The following is an 18,808-nucleotide window of genomic DNA, read 5'->3' on the forward strand; positions in this document are numbered from 1 at the left end:
TTTTGAGCCAGCGACACTGCCTGTTTAACGAAGCGGAAGAGGGTGCTGGACACATCCGATTCTTCCGCTTCGCTTGTCCCTTCACAGCGACGCTATCCGCTCGCCGTCTCCGGATTCAACAGAGCAGTAAGGATCCAAATCAGGACTGGTCGGTGAGAAGAACCACGAAGTGATGTTAATTCGATCTGAAACTGGGCTATCCTCCGAAACTGTGGCAGAAAGAGGACCGAGATTTTGTATAGCGATATACGATATACAATATTCTGAAGTGCGGAGTTCCGGCGCTAAGAGACTCTAGACCCCCGAATACTCCCGATGGCTCGAAAACAACAAGTGGTCCTGATTATGCCCGTAATCACGACCACTTTGAAGTACCCCGACGCCGTCGGTGAAGCACGAATGCTGCAACTGCCTCACGACGGCGCTTCCTCCGGGGTAGAGGCACCGAGACCGGGGTCGCAGGACGGTGGAGGGCCGGTGGATGCCTGATCGAGCGCTTTCGACGCCGCTCCACGACAGCTTCGAGCGTTACCTCCAGGACAAGGGGAAAGGCCGCGGTGGGGACGGTGGGAACTATCGACGCAACGCAGCCCGCGAGCTCGAGCGGTTCGCCGAGTGGGCCGCCGGCGACCGCGGCGATGACGACTGGACCGGGATCGTCCCCGGTGATGTCGACCGGGAGCCGACCTTCGACGATCTTGACGAACGCGTGTTCCGGGAGTACGCCCGGCATCTCGGTGGAGATCGGGGACTCAAGCAGAACACGGTACAAACCTATTACCGCTATATCTCTGCATGGTGTGGCTGGTGCGTCAACGAGGGACATCTCGAAGCGCATTACGCGCAGCGGGCGAGTGCGATGGCACCGCTACCGGAGGACGATGGCCGCAAGCCCGGCGACCAGCAGGCCTGGACGTCCGAGCAGCGCCACACCCTTACCCGCCACGTCGACGACCAGGCCCGCGACGCCGTCGAGGCGTACACGACACTTCCGGCGGATACTGACCCCCTCGATAAGCAGCGCGCCCGCTATGCGGCGCTGAAAGCCGCTCGTGACCGGGCTCTGGTGTTCGCCCTCGCGTACACAGCTGTCCGCGTCGGGGAACTTCTCCGGGACCCGAATGACCCCCGCCGGCGTGGCGTCCGCTGGGAGGACCTCTCCCTCGACGACGGGAGTATGGACGTCTACCGGAAGAAACAGCAATGGGACGCCGCGAGTCTCCCCGACCCGGTGATCTCGCCCCTGCGGAGCTACCGCAAGCTGATGGACCCGCCGACAGACCGATGGCCGGTGTTTCCGACGTTCGACCAACGAACGCTCGCAGGGCTCGTCCAGGAAGAGCTCGCCGACCGAGGGGAACATCCGGATGCAATTGCCGAACGCCGTGAGGAGTACGCTCGCGACCTACTGCTGGCGCTTGAGGAGGATATTCGACCGCCGTCGATCACGACGGACGGCGCACGGTCGATTCTCCAGCGACTCTCGGAGGCCGCAGAGATCGATATCGACCATCCGAAACACGATTACCTTGCTCCACACGGCGGCCGTCGTGGAATGGGTGAAGTCCTCGTTCGCGCGTTTGGGTATACAGTCGCAGCTCGATATCTCGATAATTCCGAGGAGATGGTGCGGGAGCGGTATTCACACATCGAGGCTGGCGAACTCGGTGATGTGGCTACCGAAGCACTAGAAGAGATCGATTGACGCAAGCGTTTATACGGGAGTAGAACCAAGATTGGATTGAACAATGAGCCTCGAACAAGCGGTTGACGAAGCCCTCGCGACATACAATATGTCGCGGAGCGAAGAGGCCGAGGAAGCGGGCCGAACAGTCGCTACGCTCCAAGACTGAAAGGGTCACTTAGTCGAGATCCTGAATCTTCTCCGCGAATTCTGCTCTCGAGAGTCCCGGTGTCTCTGTCAGCTCCGGATAGCCGGCACGTTCGACAGCCTCCTCAACGAACTCGATCCAGAGATCCTCGTGCTGCTCCGCGTAGACGAGTTTCGCCTCACTCGGGTACATATCCAGTTTCTCAGGAAACAACGGCTATTGCCGGACTGTGTCGATGTCGCGATAGACCACCATCAATGCGGTTTTACGGTGATGCAGACACTGACCACGTTCTGATCACCTATCCCGATCAGGGAACAACTCGAACGTACTGTTTTGCGACAATCTGTATCGTTGTACCAGGAACGCGGTTTACACTTGATGTACTGGCATTGGAGGCGAACGGCTTTCGCGCCAAGCGCGAAGCCGTTCGCTTGCTGCTCGAAACGGCACGAAAGTACGTCTCGATCAGACACGTCTACCTCGATAGGGATTTCTATCAGGTTCACGTCGTTACGGAACTCGAACAGCTTGACGTCGACTACATCGTCCGTGCACGCCCGAGTAAAGGGATGAAAGACCGTCTCAGCGCCGGCGCTGAGACGGTCGTCGATGAGTATCTCATGCAACGAAAGCGTAAACCAACTGCTTCAGTTCCAGTAACTGTGTTTGCCGTTCCACATCGATCAACCGAAGACGAGCACGTCTGGATCGTGACGAATCTTGAGCTCAAGACAGAGTCGGCGAGAGCGTACGCGGCGACGGAACGTCGCCGCTGGGGAATTGAAACCTCCTATCGGCAGATCGGTGATTTTCTCCCGAGAACGTCGTCGCCGACGTTCTCGGTGCGGTTGTTCTACTTCTGTTCGCGGTTGCGATGTACAATCTGTGGGTCCTCGCAAATGTGCTCGTCTCAGCTGGTGCTGTACCAGAGAAACCGCCGATCCCGACGCGTCTCTTCCAAGAATTCGTCGTTATGACTGACTACGGATAGCGGTTGATTGACCCGACCGAGCTTATCGGTCAGCACGCCATAACTGAGTGGAAACGCTCAGAAACGCCGCCAGCAGCGGCGTTTCTTCGCTCCTTCCATCTCTGTATCGCCTAGAGCATCGCAGTTTCACAATCTAAATCGCTTCATCAACTACGACTTCGCTCGGCCGTCGTGTCGAATCGGAAACTACTGTAAATGACGGGATTCTCCCCTCGAAGAAAAATAGTAGGTGATGGTCAGTGACGCAGAGGATAATAGTGTGCTGGATACCTTATCTACCGAGCGATTGACGGGGAATAGTAGTGATTTGATCCAGAAATTAGACAAGTACTGGCTCTCAACGCCCGTGTTGATCTTACCGCCGTAGAATACAAACAGTCGATGAGAAGCGGTCAATAGAGACTCCTAACAATGGGCAAAAGTTCTACATTAGTTTACATGGCTGTAAGGATCGGGCTATGGGTTGTCAGGTTCTGTTCGCTTCCGTCTGGGTTACAGACGGTCAGGACCAGTGGTTATAGCAGGGAAATTCGTAGATTTTCACTAGTGGAGCACGGCCAACCGGTTATTCACTGGTCCCGTTACCGCCAGTTTCGTTGCCACCGCTGCCGCCACCTTGGATTTGCAAGTCGCCCTCCATATTCGGATGGGGCTCACAGCGGTATCTGGCCATCTCGCTACTGGCCGTAAAATCAAAAAACAGTCCGTCACCGGGGTCTGAGACCGGTTCGCCCGTCGTGAGGTCATCGATGACTTCGTCGTTACTGTTCCGAATCTGCATATTGTGGGCTGCACCATCGCCTTCCGACCAGCCGATCGTATAATCCTCACCCTTCTGAAGGATAAGCGTCGGGTTCTGCTCGCCCTCGATTGAGGATGGTGCAAGGCCTCCCCAGTGACCCGTTTGACCGCTGAAATCAAGTTGTGTTCCGGGTTCAATTTCGTAACCGTCGCTGCCACCACCACCACTACCACCGCCATTACCGCCACCGTTACCACCACTGCAACCGGCGACAATCGCCGTCGATGTCGCAACACCAGCCAACTTGAGCATCCTCCGTCGGGATAGCCGCTCGTTTCGTGTCATCAAGTCACTCTTGTGCTCGTTCTCAAATGGGGGTTTTGGTTCAAGTGTCGAAACGCAGTATAAATTAGTATACATCCTTTTGGCTCTGTCAAATTCTGTTTCCCATATAAGCCTGTCCAAGAAACACTGACAGGGTAATTGGATTCTGCGAGTTCTGAGTTCACATGGCGTAGATTTTATCTAGCAGAAACTTCTGGATAGTGTGAGAATCCACCCGTGACGTCCAACATCATCCGATACGACCAAGATCAGCAACACCTCTTGCCGAAGAACGTCGCGGAGTGGGTTGAAGAAGATAGCCTCGAACGCTACGTTTCCGGCGTCATCAATTATCTCGACAACGAGGGCCGGCTCGACTCCTTCTATCCGGAAGATCGGGAGGACGGCTGTGGGCGACCGTCCTTTCATCCCGTGATGATGCTGAAGATCCACGTCTTTGGGTACTGTATCGGGATCCGCAGCTCCCGAAAATCGTCTGTCTCCTTGAACGTGACGTCGCTTTCCGTTACCTTGCCGCGAATCAACACCCTGACTTCCGTACAATCAGCCTCTTCCGCAAGAACCACCGCGAGGGTCGTGGTGAATCGCCATACGGCGCTTGATTTCACTAGTTGACGGCACGCTTGATGTTATAGACAACACACATCAGGACGATTTCACGGAACTCTCGATACCAACTTCGCGCACGCACGGTGTCGCCGAGCGTGCGCTTGATTACGGAGAAGACGGTCTCAGACAACGCTCTCTGGCCGTAGAGAGTCCCATCAATCCGCGCGTTATGCGCGTAATCGATGGGACGGAACTCTCGATGCTTTATCAACGGTCTTACGCCCTCTTCCCTGAGCTTATCGCGCAATTGCTGCCAATCGTAGCCTTTGTCGGCAGCGAGGCTGTGCAACTCGTCCGCGTTGCGGCGGGCGAGTTGCCAGCCGATCTGCGTGTCGTGACGTTTCTCGGTTGTGCAGTGAATGTCGAGGATAGCTTGTGACTCAGTATCGACGAGAGCGGTTGTTTTGAGCGTCTGAACACGATAATTCGTCCGACGGCAGTAGTGTTTGCTGGCGTTCTCGCGGTCGAAAAACGTCGCGTCCATCGCTGCATGGCTAGATGGCTCGTGCAGCTGCGCCAACAGGCGCAGCAACACTCGCCAGACTGCCATATTGATCCTATCAAACGCCTTCACTAGCGTCGAGTGATCAGGGAGATCGGCCTTCTCAAGGCCGATCTCCGCCAATATTTGTGGCATCTCGCTCCAGAGATCGAGCGCTTCCCGGTAGGATTTCTCTAAGTAAATCCGGAGACAATGCAGCGAAACGACGGCGTAGTCGGCGAATCCGCCGCCACCCTGCGGGGCGGATTCGCCTCGGCCACCAACAGCATTTTTAGCTAATCGCACTGCTTTCTTCGTGAAGCGGGAAATCTTCGACATGGACATCGGCGGTTTCCCGCTTCATCTCCCTAGTTCTGACGAACGAAGCCGACGCTGTCTAGCGATTCACCAGAGCCTTCCCTCGAATATACCGACCTTGAGATGGTTCTCAAAGTCGTGTTTGTCCGTGTACGTACCGATTCCGAATTGATCGGCGATGAACTCGCTGTCGACTACGTCGAGCAGCGAGTAAAATGTGCTCGCAATTGTAGGAGAATGAACGTCTTCGCTACTGAGCTCCTGATTCGACGAACACGGTATCTGAGGATGTGTCGTTTCCGTCATCAGCTTGTATGTGACGGTCTGACGCCGGATTTAAGTACTCGAAATGGGACAGATCGAAAAGTGGTTTTACACTCTCAAAATGCATGTCGGCCACTTCCATAACTCGTGAGTAGGAAGTCGAACCAGCGTTAGAGAGTGGCTGGGTTTGAGAATTCTTCAGTGATGTTACTCAAACCGAAACAAATTTGGATGAGATATCAGCTAGTATCGCTAATATAGATCTTATGCCATCAAAAACCTGCCCCCTCTGTGCGGAACAATTTCCGTCAGCCAGTGCTGTACGAGACCACACATGGGATCAACATCACGCATGTCATTATTGTAACGAACAGTTAAACGACGATGTCTCTAAACATGTGCTGTTCAAACACTGGCTCACAGCCCACCCTGACGACCTGCGGCGAGTGGATCGCAAGCAGGCAGACTCAGCTGTCGACTCAATAATGTTCTCGGACCGGCTCTCCAGCCAGGGTGTTGGAGCTGCCGTGGCAGGCCTCCCTCGACGATATTTTCTCCTCGCGGGTGCTACTTCGGTAGCAGGTGGAATTGCTAGTGCTAGCGCATACCTAAACTCCCAGTCCAACGGCGAAGTGGACAACAAGGTGAATTCAGTCGACGAGTACGAGTATGCGACAATCGGGGCCGAGGATTCTGGGACGACTATCACCTACTACGGCAGTTACAAATGCCCATTCTGCGCGCAGTTTAGCACTGGCATGCTCAAGGAGCTGATTCGAGACTACGTTGAACCAAGCGATCTTGCAATTGTCTACCGCAATCTTTCGTATTTCAATGGTCAAGCATTCTTAGGAGCAGATGCCCCGAATGCCGGTCACGCAGGACTGGCAGTCTACAACAACGAGCCTGAATCGTACCTCGATTATCATGATTACGTATTCGAAAACCAACCGCCAGAAAGTCAGCAGTGGGCAACCGCAAACCGACTGACAGAGTTCGCCCGCGAAGCCGGTATGTCAGATTCAAGTATTGTGCAAACAGCAGTCCAAGAAAATCGATATAGGGGTGCACTCCGGGAAACGGAATCCGCAGCTATGGAGGCAGGTATTAGAGGAACACCAGCACTCATCATCGACGGAAAAATAGCTACTCCGGGCCAAGATCCAGTCCGAGAACTTATTGAAAATGCAATCTCCAATCCCTGACCGAGTAGACAATATACAGCTCTGGCTTGCAAGTGGAACGCTCATCGCTACTGTTGCAACTGCTGGAAGCCTTTATTTCAGTCTTGAACTCGAGTTACTCCCCTGTGAACTGTGCTGGTATCAGCGAATTTTAATGTATCCTCTGGTGGTTGTGCTCGGCGTTGCGACGCTTGAACGAAGGCCAGACATCTGGCGGACTGTTCTCCCACTGTCAGTTCTCGGGGGTGGCATTGCGGCGTATCATTCTATTCTGCAGGTAACGACCGACTCGTGTTCGTTCAGTGGGTCCTGTGCAATAGTGCAGTGGCAGGCTCCGGTCGTTGGACTATCGATTCCGAATCTGTCACTGCTTGGTTTTCTGTTTGTGACGATTACTGTATTCGGTGCGAGCGAGACTGCACGTACAGATACGACAAACTCGTGAAAACTTTCAGAACAATTCTCGGGTGAGGTGGCCATTTGAGGCAGTCTGCTACCTGGAAGGACGACTCCGGGTAGCTGAGCCCCAAATTGATGTTTATTGAACCTATAGTCAAATCTGTCTTCTTATTTGTATATTCCTACAATCATGCACAAATCATCTTCTTACTGACCGATCTAAATTGTTCTGCTAACAAGATAATCGGACGACGCGCTGATTTGACGAATAGATAGAACTTCTGACAAACAGGACACTACTCACAACGATGAACAGCATACTGAGCGGGTAGCAGTATCAACAAGTACTCAACCAGCGGTGTTGCGATGGAAGGTCTAGCTGCTAACTCAAAAAGTGCCATCAAACAGTGAAATCCATTGCCTCACGGTGATTCAACAGGGCCAATCAGGGAGACATCGAACGGTCTTTACACGAGAGATTTCGAATTTGACTATGGCCGATGACGAAGTCAACATTACTAGGGACGGAACTGCAGATGAGACGACGATCCAGTGGCGGTGGGATGCCAGCACCTCACGTACCGTTCGACTCCTATGGGCGTTCGGTGTTGGTACCTTCTTCGCCGCGATCGTTACCGTCATCTGCTGGCGACTGTACAGGATGGCCGGTGAGGTCGCTGGCGGATTTGGTCGAGCTGTCGTTATCGCCCTCATCATCGCGCTTGCCGCGACTGTTCTCGCACTAGCTGCCTCAAGCGATACCGAACGACACCTCAAGCGGATCACACGCCAGCTCCCCATCAATGTACCGTCAGAAACGAGTCTAGACAGGGCAATGGACGCTGCCGTCGGCACAGTCGTAATGGGGGTGATCATCGGTATGCTGATGGGTATCGGTCGATATGTTTCACAAAATGAGCTGCTGGCCGTCGGTGCTGGTCCCTTTACTGGGCTGGCTGCGCTGTTGCTTCCGCTTGCGCTCGTCGCGCTCGTCCTCGCTTCGTTCCTCCAATCCGTCGGTGCACTTGATTATGAAGAACAGATGATATACCTCTATGAGCCGGAACAGACAATCGACCTCGCAGTAATTGAAGTTGTTTCGACCCGGCAATTTGGGGATGTCGTAGTAGTGAAACTCAGCTACGCCCAGCCAGATAATCAATACATCCAAGGCCCACGTCGAATTGTTGTACCGCCGGAGGTTGCCCATAAATTACAGTCGCCCATCGAACACCGCATGGCATAAACAAGCACATGGGAGAATGTTGATCCACTCGCTGCCAGGGGCTAACCTATCCTTTCTCAATCATGATTACTATTCCCCTCCTCTTGAAGTTTATATATCAACGCCACAAGTGCTGATATAATAGCCACCTCTATAACACCAAATGTCCAAGCCAGGACCTTTCCCGTAGATAATGCGTATACCAAGCTCACAAACAAAATGGCGGCGACAGCTACCCATTTAGTCGAAACTTTGTTAGTAAGATAATTTAATGACATAAATGGCTATTCATGGGGCATGGGTAAAGGCCCTTGGGTAGAGATATCACGGAGAGTGTTATAGAGCCAATGCGATCGTCATACTACCTTTTCAACCGTAGTCCAATTAAATCGTGGTCTCCATAACAGTAGTTGTGAATATAAGCCGTCATAATTCCGCCATATCTGTGAAATATACGTGCGAAATAAGATATCCAGATTTGCATAGAAGCGACACGTAAATGGACCACCAGTATCAACTACTAACCGATGAGTGACCGTTCGGCTCTTGCTCGCCGGACTAGTATCGCCTTATTGCTTACACTTGCAGTTCTCGCAACTGGTGTCGGTGTCGTCGCTGCGAGCATGACTGCTTCAGGCCTCTCCGCGGGTGAGACTGATGTCACCGTTCCAACATGGTTATACCTCGCGACTGGCGGCGGTACCGTTGGTGCCTCAGCTTTATTGACGATGCTCGTCACTGATCGTGAGGTGATTGATACATATCATGATCGTGCAATCAGAACGTCTACGGACCGACTGCTAACTGCAGGCTCATTTTTGTTCGGAGTAATCGGTATCCTTGGGCTTATACTAATTTTCGTCGCTGGTGTTGTGGGGCCGAACATTGGGTTAGTCAGCGCAACTGTCTTAGTGACATTTGTTGGTGGGCGTACTCTGTTAACTATTGGTGCCTATACCATCGGAAATCCATGGCCGGCACTTAACCCTTGGAAACAGATTGCTAGAGCGCTCCCAAACAGCTATAAATCCTATCCCTCTTCGTTCGCCTCCTGGCCCGCCGTGGTGGCACTATTGACGTTTGTTGGTCTCGAAGTTATCGCTCCCCTGACTTCGTCACCGACTATATTGTTGCTTGTACTTGGCTTCTACTCGCTATTTACACTCTCAGGTGCGGTCGTGTTTTCGCCGGAAACGTGGTTCCGACGTGGTGATCCGCTCTCAATGTGGTTTCGGTGCTATGGGGCTGTTGCGCCGATCCAACTAACTGATAATGGGTTCGAATTGCGGTACCCTGGATCACGGCTGAGCGATGCCGACCTCATCACTGACACTTCGCTTGTGGCGTTTGTACTTGCACTGGTCTGGGAACTAACCTACAGCGGATTCATTGTCACTCCACTAGGTGTCCAGACTATCGAATTCCTCGTCGGACTTGGTGTACCTCCCTTATTTGTCTATTTAACGCTTCTCGTCGGTGGCTTCGGTCTGTTCTGGAAGGTATACTGGATCGCGATTGATCGGACTCGCCGGCGGGCCGAGACGTATCTCTCCTGTCGATACCTTGGGCTGCGGTTCGCAACGCCATTGCTGGCCATCGCGGCCGGCTACCACCTCGCGCACTACATTGGATTCGGAATCTCACTGTGGCCGTCGTTGCTTGACGCCTTGGCGATGCCGCTGGATCCACCGCCGAACCCAACCCGGTACGCTTTGCCAGGTTGGTTCAACTATGTTGAGATCGCTGGCATCCTGCTCGGCCACGTCCTCGCAGTTTGGATCGCCCACACCATCTCCTTTGAACTATTTCCTGGGAAGCTCCAAGCAATCAGGAGCCAGTATCCGCTCATCGTTTTAATGGTCTTTCTCACGATGGTGAGCCTCTATCTCGTTTCACAAGGAACGATGAACCCGCCATACATTTCGAGCTGACTAACCCACGATCGTAAACGGGGTGGCTGCTAGACGAGTACGATATTGGATTTTTGGCTCTGTTGAAATCATCATAACATGATGGGTTTGCCACTCTGTGCGGTCAGTACAGGGAATACACATTCCGCTTAGTACGAGTGGCTATTTTCTAAGTTGCATCAGAATATTCTCCATCTGAAGAGATTTCAGGCTGTATTGTAGAAATAGGCCCTATCTTTGCAGGTGTTAGATCTATTTGAAGAGAAGATGTGCGTTCCCTGCCGGGGTGCGGTGGAAAATCATACTACCATCGTCTCGTGTCATCACACTACCCCGGCCTTGTTAATATTCAGGGCCGCTCAGGAGAGTAGTACTCAACGGCGACTCAGTAGCCGAGACCTTGCTGCCTAGAGTGAAAATATTCACCCCAGTGACGACTGCTAAGATCTTCCCGAATAGAGTTGTTATTCAGTTTGGTTTCCGGTTTCATTCCCACCAGTTTGGTTTCCGGTTTCATTCCCACCAGTTTGGTTTCCGGTTTCATTCCCACCAGTTTGGTTTCCGGTTTCATTCCCACCAGTTTGGTTTCCGGTTTCATTCCCACCGTCACCGCCTTGGAGCTGGATATCTCCTTCCATCTGGGGGTGGGGCTGACAGCGGTAGAGGGCAATTTCGTCGGTCGCCTCGAACTCGAAGAACAGGCCATCCCCCGGATCCGAGACGGGTTCGCCTGTCGTGTAGTCATCAACGACCTCGCCGCTCGAGTTGCGCAGTTCCATGTTGTGGGCGGCACCGTCGCCTTCCGACCAACCGATCTCGTAGGTTTCGCCGCTCTGGAGGATCAGCGTCGGGTTCTGCTCGCCCTCAATCGAGGACGGTGCAAGGCCTTCCCAGTAACTGGTCTGACCACTAAAATCGATCTGCGTACCGGGGTCGATTTCGAACCCGCTTCCACCGCTGCCGTTCCCACCGCCATTACCGCCGCCGTTGCCATTACCACCGCCACCGCAGCCGGCGACGAACGCCGTCGACGTCGCGACACCTGTCAGCGTGAGCATCCGCCGTCGGGATACATGCTTATCTTGTGTCATCGGGTTGGCTTGGGACTCAACATGAATAGGTGAGTACCCGTCTAATGCATGGGAATCAAGCCTAATCGGAGATCCAACTCTCTGGACAAAAGCTGATAGCGATTTTAAATTGGTGTTTAGCTTTCACATGTGGTGTTCGTGTATACACGTTAAAAAACACATGAATGATATAATTTCAACAGATCCGGTTTTCGAATCAGCAAACATTTCATCACGCCACTGCAATGGTCGGACGAATGGTGACCGATCACATGATCGAACGAGAGTATCGGGTGCCGACGGACGAAGACGAGACCTGTCCGTACTGTGGGCGACCATTCCGATCCAAGCGCTATATGACATTTCACGTCGGCATCGATCATGCTGAGAAGTGTTCAGATGTCGAACTTGAGGCCTTTAATGAGGAGCGCGACGACGAGGAATACGAACTCTTCACGTTCCACTTCAAGGCAGCCATCTCCGTGTTCCTAGCCTACTTCCTGTTCACGTTCATTTATGCCCTCGTCTGGTCTGGATGAAATGGACTAATATTGCATAGCAGAGATTAGCTGCCGTGATGGCCTTGTTACGTACCTTTTGGCGGTGTGTGTATTATTGAAGGTCTTGATATTATCGTTAAGAGATGGTAGACTCGCTGCAGGGCTCTTTGAGCATTTCAAATTTAGATGAGTAAGTCTACAGCCACGGAAACATGAGATAAGTCACTAGTATCCCGATTCCAAAAAGGAAGATCAATGACACCTCAGACAATACCTCCATTCCTAAGGATGATCGAACTATGACTAACCGATCACGTCGCTCGCTTGCTAACGTCCGATCGTTACTTTCACGGAACCGACTCCGGGTCGCCTTCGCCGTTATTATACTCCTTTCGGCAACTATGGTCGTTAGCGCGTCGACAGGAGGAATTTCGACGGCGTCAAAGGACGATGTCCCGGAGGCACCGCCGACGGAGAATCACACTGTTGTCACTGAATCAGGACGGGCTGGGACGATTACGGCTTACACACCTGACGGCGAAGTCCTCTACTACAACAATACGCGGACGAAGTATTTCGATGTTGACCCCGTCGAGGGAGATCCCCTGACCGTTGAGTACACCGCTACAGACACAATCCACACGGAAGGACCCACCTGTGGCGACCCGCCATGTACCCGGAACGTTATCGAACGAGCCGACCTCGAGACTGGGGAGGTTGAGGTCATCTATGAGCGCTACGACTACAAGGAATACGCCGGTGAGTGGCATGACGCGGATCGCATCAATGAGACCCACGTCGTCGTCGCCGATATGGTCTCGGACCAGGTGTTCATCGTCAACACCGAGACGGAGGTCGTTGACTGGCTTTGGGATGCACAGAGCGACTTCCCCGTTGAGGAAGGCGGCTCGTACCCTCGCGACTGGGCTCATATTAACGACGTCGAATACATCGAATCAGGAGAAATGGGGGGTCGAATCATGGTCAGTCTCCGAAATCAGGATCAGGTTGTCTTTCTCGATCGACAAGAGGGTCTGCTTGGGAACTGGACGCTTGGAAGCGAGAACGACTACGATATCCAATATGAACAGCACAACCCCGACTACATCTCTGAGAGTGAGGGCGGGCCGGCCATCGTCGTCGCCGACTCTGAGAACGGCCGCGTTCAAGAGTTCCAGCGCGAGGACGGCGAGTGGAACCGAACCTGGCAGTGGGAGGACGACCGTATCCAGTGGCCCCGCGACGCCGACCGACTTCCGAACGGCAACACGCTGATCTCCGACACCCACGGCAACCGAGTGATAGAAGTCAATCAGTCTGGCGATATTGTCTGGCAGGTCCCATCAACGCTCCCCTACGAGGCTGAACGTCTCGAGACCGGCGATGAAAGTACGGGCGGCCAGAGCGCGGCCGCGCTCGGCCTTGAGTCCCGGATAGCAGCCGAGAGCGACGGTGGTGACGGTAGGGGCGTATTTGGGTTCAACCCACTGGGATTCCTCGGTGACCTCATCGAGTTGGTCCTCCCCCACCGGATCTACAACGCCCTCCTGTTCGTGAGTCCGGTCTGGATAGGTCAATCTGAGTTCGCCGCTATTGGGATTGCACTACTGACAGGCTTGTTCTGGGCTGGCCTCGAGATCAGATGGCAGCTCAGTGACGCTGGGATCAGCTTTCGGCTTCCTGTCTCCCGTCAGGGCGACGACTGATGAGGTCATAGAATTACCGCCCATACGGGTTCCGCTTTCATCGCTTTTGCTTGGTATATTTCCAGAAAACCGAAGTTTTGTGGGATGGATATCCGGATAACACGTATGTGGTGCGCTCTATTAGGTAAACATAGTACCTCTAAATGGTCCAAATGCCACTCCTCATCTGGGCTGGTGTTCTCGTTATTGGTGCATTCGTCGCTCACTGGGGGGCTGACAAACTAAGCGCACCACTCAAAAAGGTCCGCCGCCAGTGGGGTCTGACTTCCGTTGCCGGTGGTGCACTCGTCGGGATCGCCGCTGCTGGCTCTGAAATTGGTATTAATACCATCAGCGCTTACCGAGGCGTCTCAGATATCGGTCTCGGAATGATGCTCGGATCTAACATCGTCTCCGTTCCCCTCATCGTCACGACTGCCTACTTCGTGTCTCGCACAGAAAGTCTGGGGGGCGGAAACGGTGAGAATGAGGATAGTGGCAGTAATGGATCCACTGGCCAGTCTAACAGGCTAGAAGCAGGCCATGAACAGCACCGGCAGGAGAATTTACTTCGTATTGGTCGTGATGCAGTCCATGTCCTCACTGTGCCGTACTTGGGAATACTCGCTCTCGTCGCCATTCTCACAGTACCTGAACCAGTTCGAGGACTTCAACCGCTGGATGGGGTGGTTATGGGTGCGGCGTACCTCGTATATCTGGGGCAGGCATTCATGCGTGGCCGTTCTTCTCCAGAGGATGTTAAATGGAAGAGAAAAGAGATCGGTCTCACTATTGCTGGGTTAGTCGCACTCGCCGCGGGAGCATATACAACCGTCCGTGCAACAGAGAAAATTGTGGCTGGACTAGGGATCACCCGGCTCATCGGGGGATTGTTTATTACGGCGATTGTCACGGCACTTCCCGAAATTTTTGCCACCAGAAGCGTCGTCAAAAGTGGCCAAGTGACTGCCGGGACGACGAGCGTCATCGGCGATAACGCTGTGACGATGACCGTGGCGTTTCTCCCGCTAGCTGTTGTTACCGTCCCGATTGATAACTTCCAGTTATACTGGGTGAACCTTACATTTGTGGCCATCGTGGCAGCGATGTTTGGTTTACTCATTCACGTCGGCTCGGTCGGTGAACACGGATTTGAGCGCTGGCAGGTTCTGGCCCTTGATGGCGTGTATCTCCTATACCTGATCGTGATAGCGTTCTGGGTACTGTGATTTGAGCCGATCATATTATTCTCGAAAATTCCTAGCTGGATAGAAGGAGAAATCCATAATTTCATCGCTGTTCTAGAACAGTAGAAGTTTGCTGTGGATTTTGCTCACTACTCTATTCGGCCCTGGTGAATCGTCAGAAGGCGTTGGATTGGACTGTCTTAGCACTCCTCTGAACGAATCCAATCGCTTCGCCAGCATGGACTTGCTGGAAGTCATCGCCAAAATGACCTAAACGCAGCGTATCGACCCACTGAATCTAGTGGTGGAAGTCGCCGTCGTCTAGCGATTCACCTGAGCCCTCTATTTAAGTATTCTACAGGCGTCAAGGTGAATTTGTTGTTAATAGACTCGTAGGCCATTAGCAACATGCTAGTAATTTTATCCCTATTTTCGCAGCTACATTAATAGGGCTAAAGCGATTAGAGTCATACAATGGCTGATGAACCCACAGGATCACCACAAGATCAACCTCGAGAGAGTGATCACAACCATGGTCATGATCATGACTCTGACCACGACCAAAACCCTGAGAGAGCACTCGGTTTCAGGGAGAGTGAGGCAGTCCAGTTGTCAGTTTCAGAAATGGATTGTCCTTCCTGTGCCGGAAAAGTCGAAAATAGCGTCCAGAAGCTCGACGGAATCGAGGACATCGACCCGCAGGTGACGACAGGGACGTTGACAGTCACCTACGACGGGTCACAAACGTCAGCGGACGCTATCGCAGAGCGCGTCGAAAAGGCAGGCTACAGCGTTGATACCGATTCTAGTGAGGATACGGTGACGTTCACCGTCCCTGAGATGGACTGTCCGTCGTGTGCCGGCAAGGTCGAGAACTCACTCGACAAACTCGATGGCGTCACCTATGACACACGACCGACCGCTGGAAACGTCGTCGTAACGTACGACTCATCGTCACACTCCATAAACGAGATCGTCGACGCGATTGAGGCGGCTGGCTACGAGATCACCGACTCCTCCGCAGAGACAGGCGTCGGTTCCGACGACGAGCCGACCGACGAACGTGAGAGCGTCTGGACCAGTTCGCGTGCGATCAAAACATGGATCAGTGGTGGGTTCGTCGCGCTCGGTCTCCTATTCGAGTTCCTCATTACGAGCCAAAACGCCCGTCTGGCAACGGTTGTTGGCCGTGAGTTGTTCGTCGCGGATATCCTCTTCCTCGTCGGCATCGGGATCGCCGGCCAGGTAATCTTCCGCAACGGCTACTACTCGCTTCTCAACCGAAACTTGGATATCGACCTGCTGATGTCGATCGCTATCGGCGGTGCCGTCACCGCGGGGCTCGCGTTCGGTCAGTCACTCTACTTCGAAGCTGCGACGCTGGCGTTCCTCTTCAGCGTCTCCGAACTCCTCGAGCGGTACTCGATGGACCGAGCCCGTAACTCCCTCCAGGAACTCATGGACCTCTCGCCGGACGAAGCCATGGTTAAACGTGACGGAGAAGAAATCACGGTCCCTGTTGAGGAGGTATCCGTCGGTGAGATCGTCATCGTCCGACCCGGCGAGAAGATACCACTAGATGGCGACGTTTGTGAGGGCGAAAGCGCTGTCAACCAAGCACCAATCACTGGCGAGAGCATTCCCGTCGACAAGACAGCAGGCGACGAGGTATTCGCCGGTAGTATCAACGAGGAAGGGTATTTGGAGGTCGAAGTCACCTCAGAATCTGGCGATAACACCCTCTCACGAATCGTCGAGATGGTCGAAGATGCTCAAGCTAACAAGACTGAACGTGAGCAGTTCGTCGATCGATTCTCGGCGTACTATACGCCGGTAGTCGTCATGTTTGGTGTCCTTGTCGCGCTCGTTCCACCACTTGTCTTCGGTGGCTCGTGGGTCACCTACATCGTCTACGGGCTGACACTACTCGTATTGGCTTGTCCATGTGCATTTGTCATCTCAACGCCTGTATCCGTGGTGTCGGGTATCACCAGCGCCGCAAAGAACGGTGTCCTGATCAAGGGTGGTAACTACCTTGAGGCAATGGGTGAGGTCGATGCTATTGCGATGGACAAGACGGGTACGATCACGAAGGGCGAACTCACTGTTACCGACGTTATCCCTCTCAACGATAACACCGAAAAGGATGTTCTCCGGTGTGCTCGTGGGCTCGAGTCACGGAGTGAACACCCCATCGGTGAGGCCATCATCGATAGGGCAGTCGACCAGAATGTCGGTGACCGCGATGTCTCGGACTTCGAGAGCCTCACTGGGAAGGGAGTTCGCGCAGACCTTGATGGGACGACTCACTATGCTGGCAAACCGGGATTTTTCGACGAATTAGGCTTCGACCTTGGCCATGTCCATGCCACGACCGATGGCGGTGTCGTTACCCAGAAAACGCAACAGATATGTGAAAAGAACCGATGTCTCGATCTACTTGATGGCGTTGTTCCTGACCTCCAAGCCGAGGGGAAGACGGTTGTCTTGGTTGGCACAGAGGACGAACTTGAAGGAATAATCGCCGTTGCCGATGAAGTTCGCCCGGCGGCAAAGCGTACTATCGAGCGACTGCATGACCTCGGTATCGAGCAGATTATCATGCTCACTGGCGATAATGAACGTACTGCTCGTGCTATCGCTACGGAAGTTGGCATCGATGAGTATCGCGCAGAACTTCTCCCTGATGAGAAAGTCAAGGCTATCCAAGAGCTCAATGAGCAGTACAACGGCGTTGCAATGGTTGGCGATGGCGTCAACGATGCACCGGCACTCGCGACAGCAACGGTTGGTGTCGCGATGGGTGCCGCGGGAACGGATACGGCGCTTGAGACTGCCGATATCGCGCTCATGGCCGACGATCTTACGAAGCTTCCGTATCTGTATGAGCTTTCGCACGACGCTAATAGCGTCATCCGTCAGAATATTTGGTCGAGTCTCGCCGCCAAGTCCCTTCTTGCGCTGGGGGTGCCATTTGGCTTCGTTCCCGTCTGGGCAGCAGTCCTCATCGGTGATGCCGGAATGACAACTGCCGTCACTGGGAACGCGATACGACTGTCCCGTATCTCCCCTAAAGAGCTACTTGATCAATCGGACTGACGGGTGGATCGAACGGAATACTACTGTTTTCACGAGAGTTCGTGTTCATGTTGGTAACTAACGACTTCGACTGTCGAGTGTGTAATGTCATATTCAGCCTGTAATTTTTCGTGAATTTGGTTAATCAGTGCGTCACGCTCGTCAACTGTCTCCGCAGAGTCTGTCACGTAGACGGACGCAATCGCGATCTGACTTGAGAGGGCCCATACGTGAAAATCTTCGATATTCTCAACACCGTCGAGTTCCGCGATGCTTGCTCGGACTTCATCGGGATCGACAGGACTTTGCTGGAAAAATATCACACCGCTCTCACGGAGTAATATCATTGCCGACCAGACGATGAGAGCCGCGATTAGGACGGCTGTCAGCGGATCCACGATGAGTGCGTTCGTGAACATGATGACGAGCATCGAGACGATGACAGCAACTGACGCACCGGCATCGCCGAGAAGATGGTAGAACGCGCCGCGTTCATTGAGGCTCATCTCATCACCCTGGAGGATATACACAGACGCGAGATTGATGATAAGTCCGCCCGTGGCCAATATAATCGTCATCTGTGCATTGATATCGACCGGCGAGAGATAGCGCTGATATGATTCATAAATGAGATAGAGGACCATCGGAACGAGGAGAACACCATTAAGGAACGCCGCGAACGGCTCGATGCGTTGTAACCCGTATGACCATCGACCACCTGGATCCGACCGACGAGCAATAACCGTCGCTCCGAGGGCAATCACGTACGCTATAGCGTCGAATAACATATGAAATGCGTCGCTGATGAGCGCAACAGAACCAAAGAGCAGACCTCCGGTTAGTTCGATGACAAATCCCGCTAGGTTGATGGCAGCTACTATTCCCAGTTTCCGAGTGCTCTGTTCCTCCTGTTCTGTCGGTGCGCCGCGTTCATGGGTTTCCATTGGATGAACCAAACGAATGTTAAATAAGTTTTACAAGATAG

At 53.3% G+C, this 18,808-nt stretch carries 16 protein-coding genes and 1 pseudogene; 11 read left to right on the forward strand and 6 right to left on the reverse strand.

Features of this window, described 5'->3' with window-relative positions; all coding sequences use genetic code 11:
• The first annotated feature begins 481 nt into the window (after window positions 1-481).
• On the forward strand, window positions 482-1,705 hold the full coding sequence (locus tag NDI89_RS23105; RefSeq protein WP_277525162.1) for a phage integrase SAM-like domain-containing protein: 1,224 nt from the start codon (window positions 482-484) through the stop codon (window positions 1,703-1,705).
• Between the two features lie 157 nt (window positions 1,706-1,862).
• Here NDI89_RS23105 and NDI89_RS23110 read toward each other — a convergent pair whose 3' ends face one another.
• Window positions 1,863-2,024 (reverse strand): DUF8172 family protein, encoded by a 162-nt coding sequence (locus NDI89_RS23110; protein WP_277525164.1) that lies wholly within the window; start codon window positions 2,022-2,024, stop codon window positions 1,863-1,865.
• Between the two features lie 65 nt (window positions 2,025-2,089).
• Between NDI89_RS23110 and NDI89_RS23115 the strand changes: the two genes are divergently transcribed.
• Window positions 2,090-2,812: a transposase gene (locus NDI89_RS23115; RefSeq protein ID WP_277525166.1), complete on the forward strand. Its 723-nt coding sequence runs from the start codon at window positions 2,090-2,092 to the stop codon at window positions 2,810-2,812.
• Window positions 2,813-3,391: 579 nt separating this feature from the next.
• On the opposite strand, the gene NDI89_RS23120 is transcribed toward NDI89_RS23115, so the two are convergent.
• Window positions 3,392-3,913 carry a cupredoxin domain-containing protein gene (locus tag NDI89_RS23120; RefSeq protein ID WP_425607778.1) on the reverse strand — a complete coding sequence of 174 codons (522 nt, stop codon included), beginning with the start codon at window positions 3,911-3,913 and terminating at the stop codon, window positions 3,392-3,394.
• Window positions 3,914-4,129: 216 nt separating this feature from the next.
• Between NDI89_RS23120 and NDI89_RS23125 the strand changes: the two genes are divergently transcribed.
• Window positions 4,130-4,528, forward strand: coding sequence for a transposase (locus tag NDI89_RS23125; RefSeq protein WP_277525168.1), 399 nt, complete (start codon window positions 4,130-4,132; stop codon window positions 4,526-4,528).
• Here NDI89_RS23125 and NDI89_RS23130 read toward each other — a convergent pair.
• Window positions 4,521-5,342 carry an IS5 family transposase gene (locus NDI89_RS23130; RefSeq protein ID WP_277525236.1) on the reverse strand — a complete coding sequence of 274 codons (822 nt, stop codon included), beginning with the start codon at window positions 5,340-5,342 and terminating at the stop codon, window positions 4,521-4,523. The genes NDI89_RS23125 and NDI89_RS23130 overlap by 8 nt on opposite strands.
• A 78-nt stretch (window positions 5,343-5,420) precedes the next feature.
• Window positions 5,421-5,627 (reverse strand): annotated as a pseudogene (locus tag NDI89_RS23135) (IS4 family transposase); the annotation flags it as partial.
• A gap of 356 nt (window positions 5,628-5,983) precedes the next feature.
• Here NDI89_RS23135 and NDI89_RS23140 point away from each other — a divergent pair.
• The 4 genes from NDI89_RS23140 to NDI89_RS23155 all read left to right on the forward strand — a co-directional run bounded on the left by NDI89_RS23140 (window position 5,984) and on the right by NDI89_RS23155 (window position 10,324).
• On the forward strand, window positions 5,984-6,790 hold the full coding sequence (locus NDI89_RS23140) for a DsbA family protein (protein WP_277525171.1): 807 nt from the start codon (window positions 5,984-5,986) through the stop codon (window positions 6,788-6,790).
• A complete protein-coding gene (locus NDI89_RS23145) occupies window positions 6,771-7,214 on the forward strand; it encodes a disulfide bond formation protein B (protein ID WP_277525172.1) in 444 nt (147 codons plus the stop codon). Before NDI89_RS23140 ends, NDI89_RS23145 begins: the two co-directional genes overlap by 20 nt.
• Before the next feature lie 447 nt (window positions 7,215-7,661).
• On the forward strand, window positions 7,662-8,414 hold the full coding sequence (locus NDI89_RS23150) for a hypothetical protein (protein WP_277525174.1): 753 nt from the start codon (window positions 7,662-7,664) through the stop codon (window positions 8,412-8,414).
• 506 nt (window positions 8,415-8,920) lie between these two features.
• Window positions 8,921-10,324 (forward strand): hypothetical protein, encoded by a 1,404-nt coding sequence (locus tag NDI89_RS23155; RefSeq protein WP_277525176.1) that lies wholly within the window; start codon window positions 8,921-8,923, stop codon window positions 10,322-10,324.
• A gap of 443 nt (window positions 10,325-10,767) precedes the next feature.
• On the opposite strand, the gene NDI89_RS23160 is transcribed toward NDI89_RS23155, so the two are convergent.
• Window positions 10,768-11,361 carry a hypothetical protein gene (locus NDI89_RS23160; protein ID WP_277525238.1) on the reverse strand — a complete coding sequence of 198 codons (594 nt, stop codon included), beginning with the start codon at window positions 11,359-11,361 and terminating at the stop codon, window positions 10,768-10,770.
• A gap of 269 nt (window positions 11,362-11,630) precedes the next feature.
• Here NDI89_RS23160 and NDI89_RS23165 point away from each other — a divergent pair, with 269 nt between their 5' ends.
• From NDI89_RS23165 to NDI89_RS23180, 4 genes are all read left to right on the forward strand, one after another.
• On the forward strand, window positions 11,631-11,912 hold the full coding sequence (locus tag NDI89_RS23165; RefSeq protein WP_277525178.1) for a DUF7410 domain-containing protein: 282 nt from the start codon (window positions 11,631-11,633) through the stop codon (window positions 11,910-11,912).
• Window positions 11,913-12,172: 260 nt separating this feature from the next.
• The gene (locus NDI89_RS23170; RefSeq protein WP_277525180.1) at window positions 12,173-13,579 is read left to right on the forward strand and encodes an aryl-sulfate sulfotransferase; all 1,407 of its coding nucleotides are present in this window, start codon (window positions 12,173-12,175) and stop codon (window positions 13,577-13,579) included.
• Between the two features lie 152 nt (window positions 13,580-13,731).
• Complete coding sequence (locus NDI89_RS23175) at window positions 13,732-14,787, forward strand: sodium:calcium antiporter (protein WP_277525182.1); 1,056 nt, start codon at window positions 13,732-13,734, stop codon at window positions 14,785-14,787.
• Between the two features lie 432 nt (window positions 14,788-15,219).
• Window positions 15,220-17,844, forward strand: a complete 2,625-nt coding sequence (locus tag NDI89_RS23180) for a heavy metal translocating P-type ATPase (RefSeq protein ID WP_277525185.1) — start codon at window positions 15,220-15,222, stop codon at window positions 17,842-17,844.
• 29 nt (window positions 17,845-17,873) lie between these two features.
• Here the strand turns inward: NDI89_RS23180 and NDI89_RS23185 are convergent, their stop codons facing one another.
• Window positions 17,874-18,767 carry a cation diffusion facilitator family transporter gene (locus NDI89_RS23185; RefSeq protein WP_277525186.1) on the reverse strand — a complete coding sequence of 298 codons (894 nt, stop codon included), beginning with the start codon at window positions 18,765-18,767 and terminating at the stop codon, window positions 17,874-17,876.
• Window positions 18,768-18,808: the final 41 nt, after the last annotated feature.

Source organism: Natrinema salsiterrestre, assembly GCF_029502005.1.
Classification (GTDB): domain Archaea; phylum Halobacteriota; class Halobacteria; order Halobacteriales; family Natrialbaceae; genus Natrinema; species Natrinema salsiterrestre.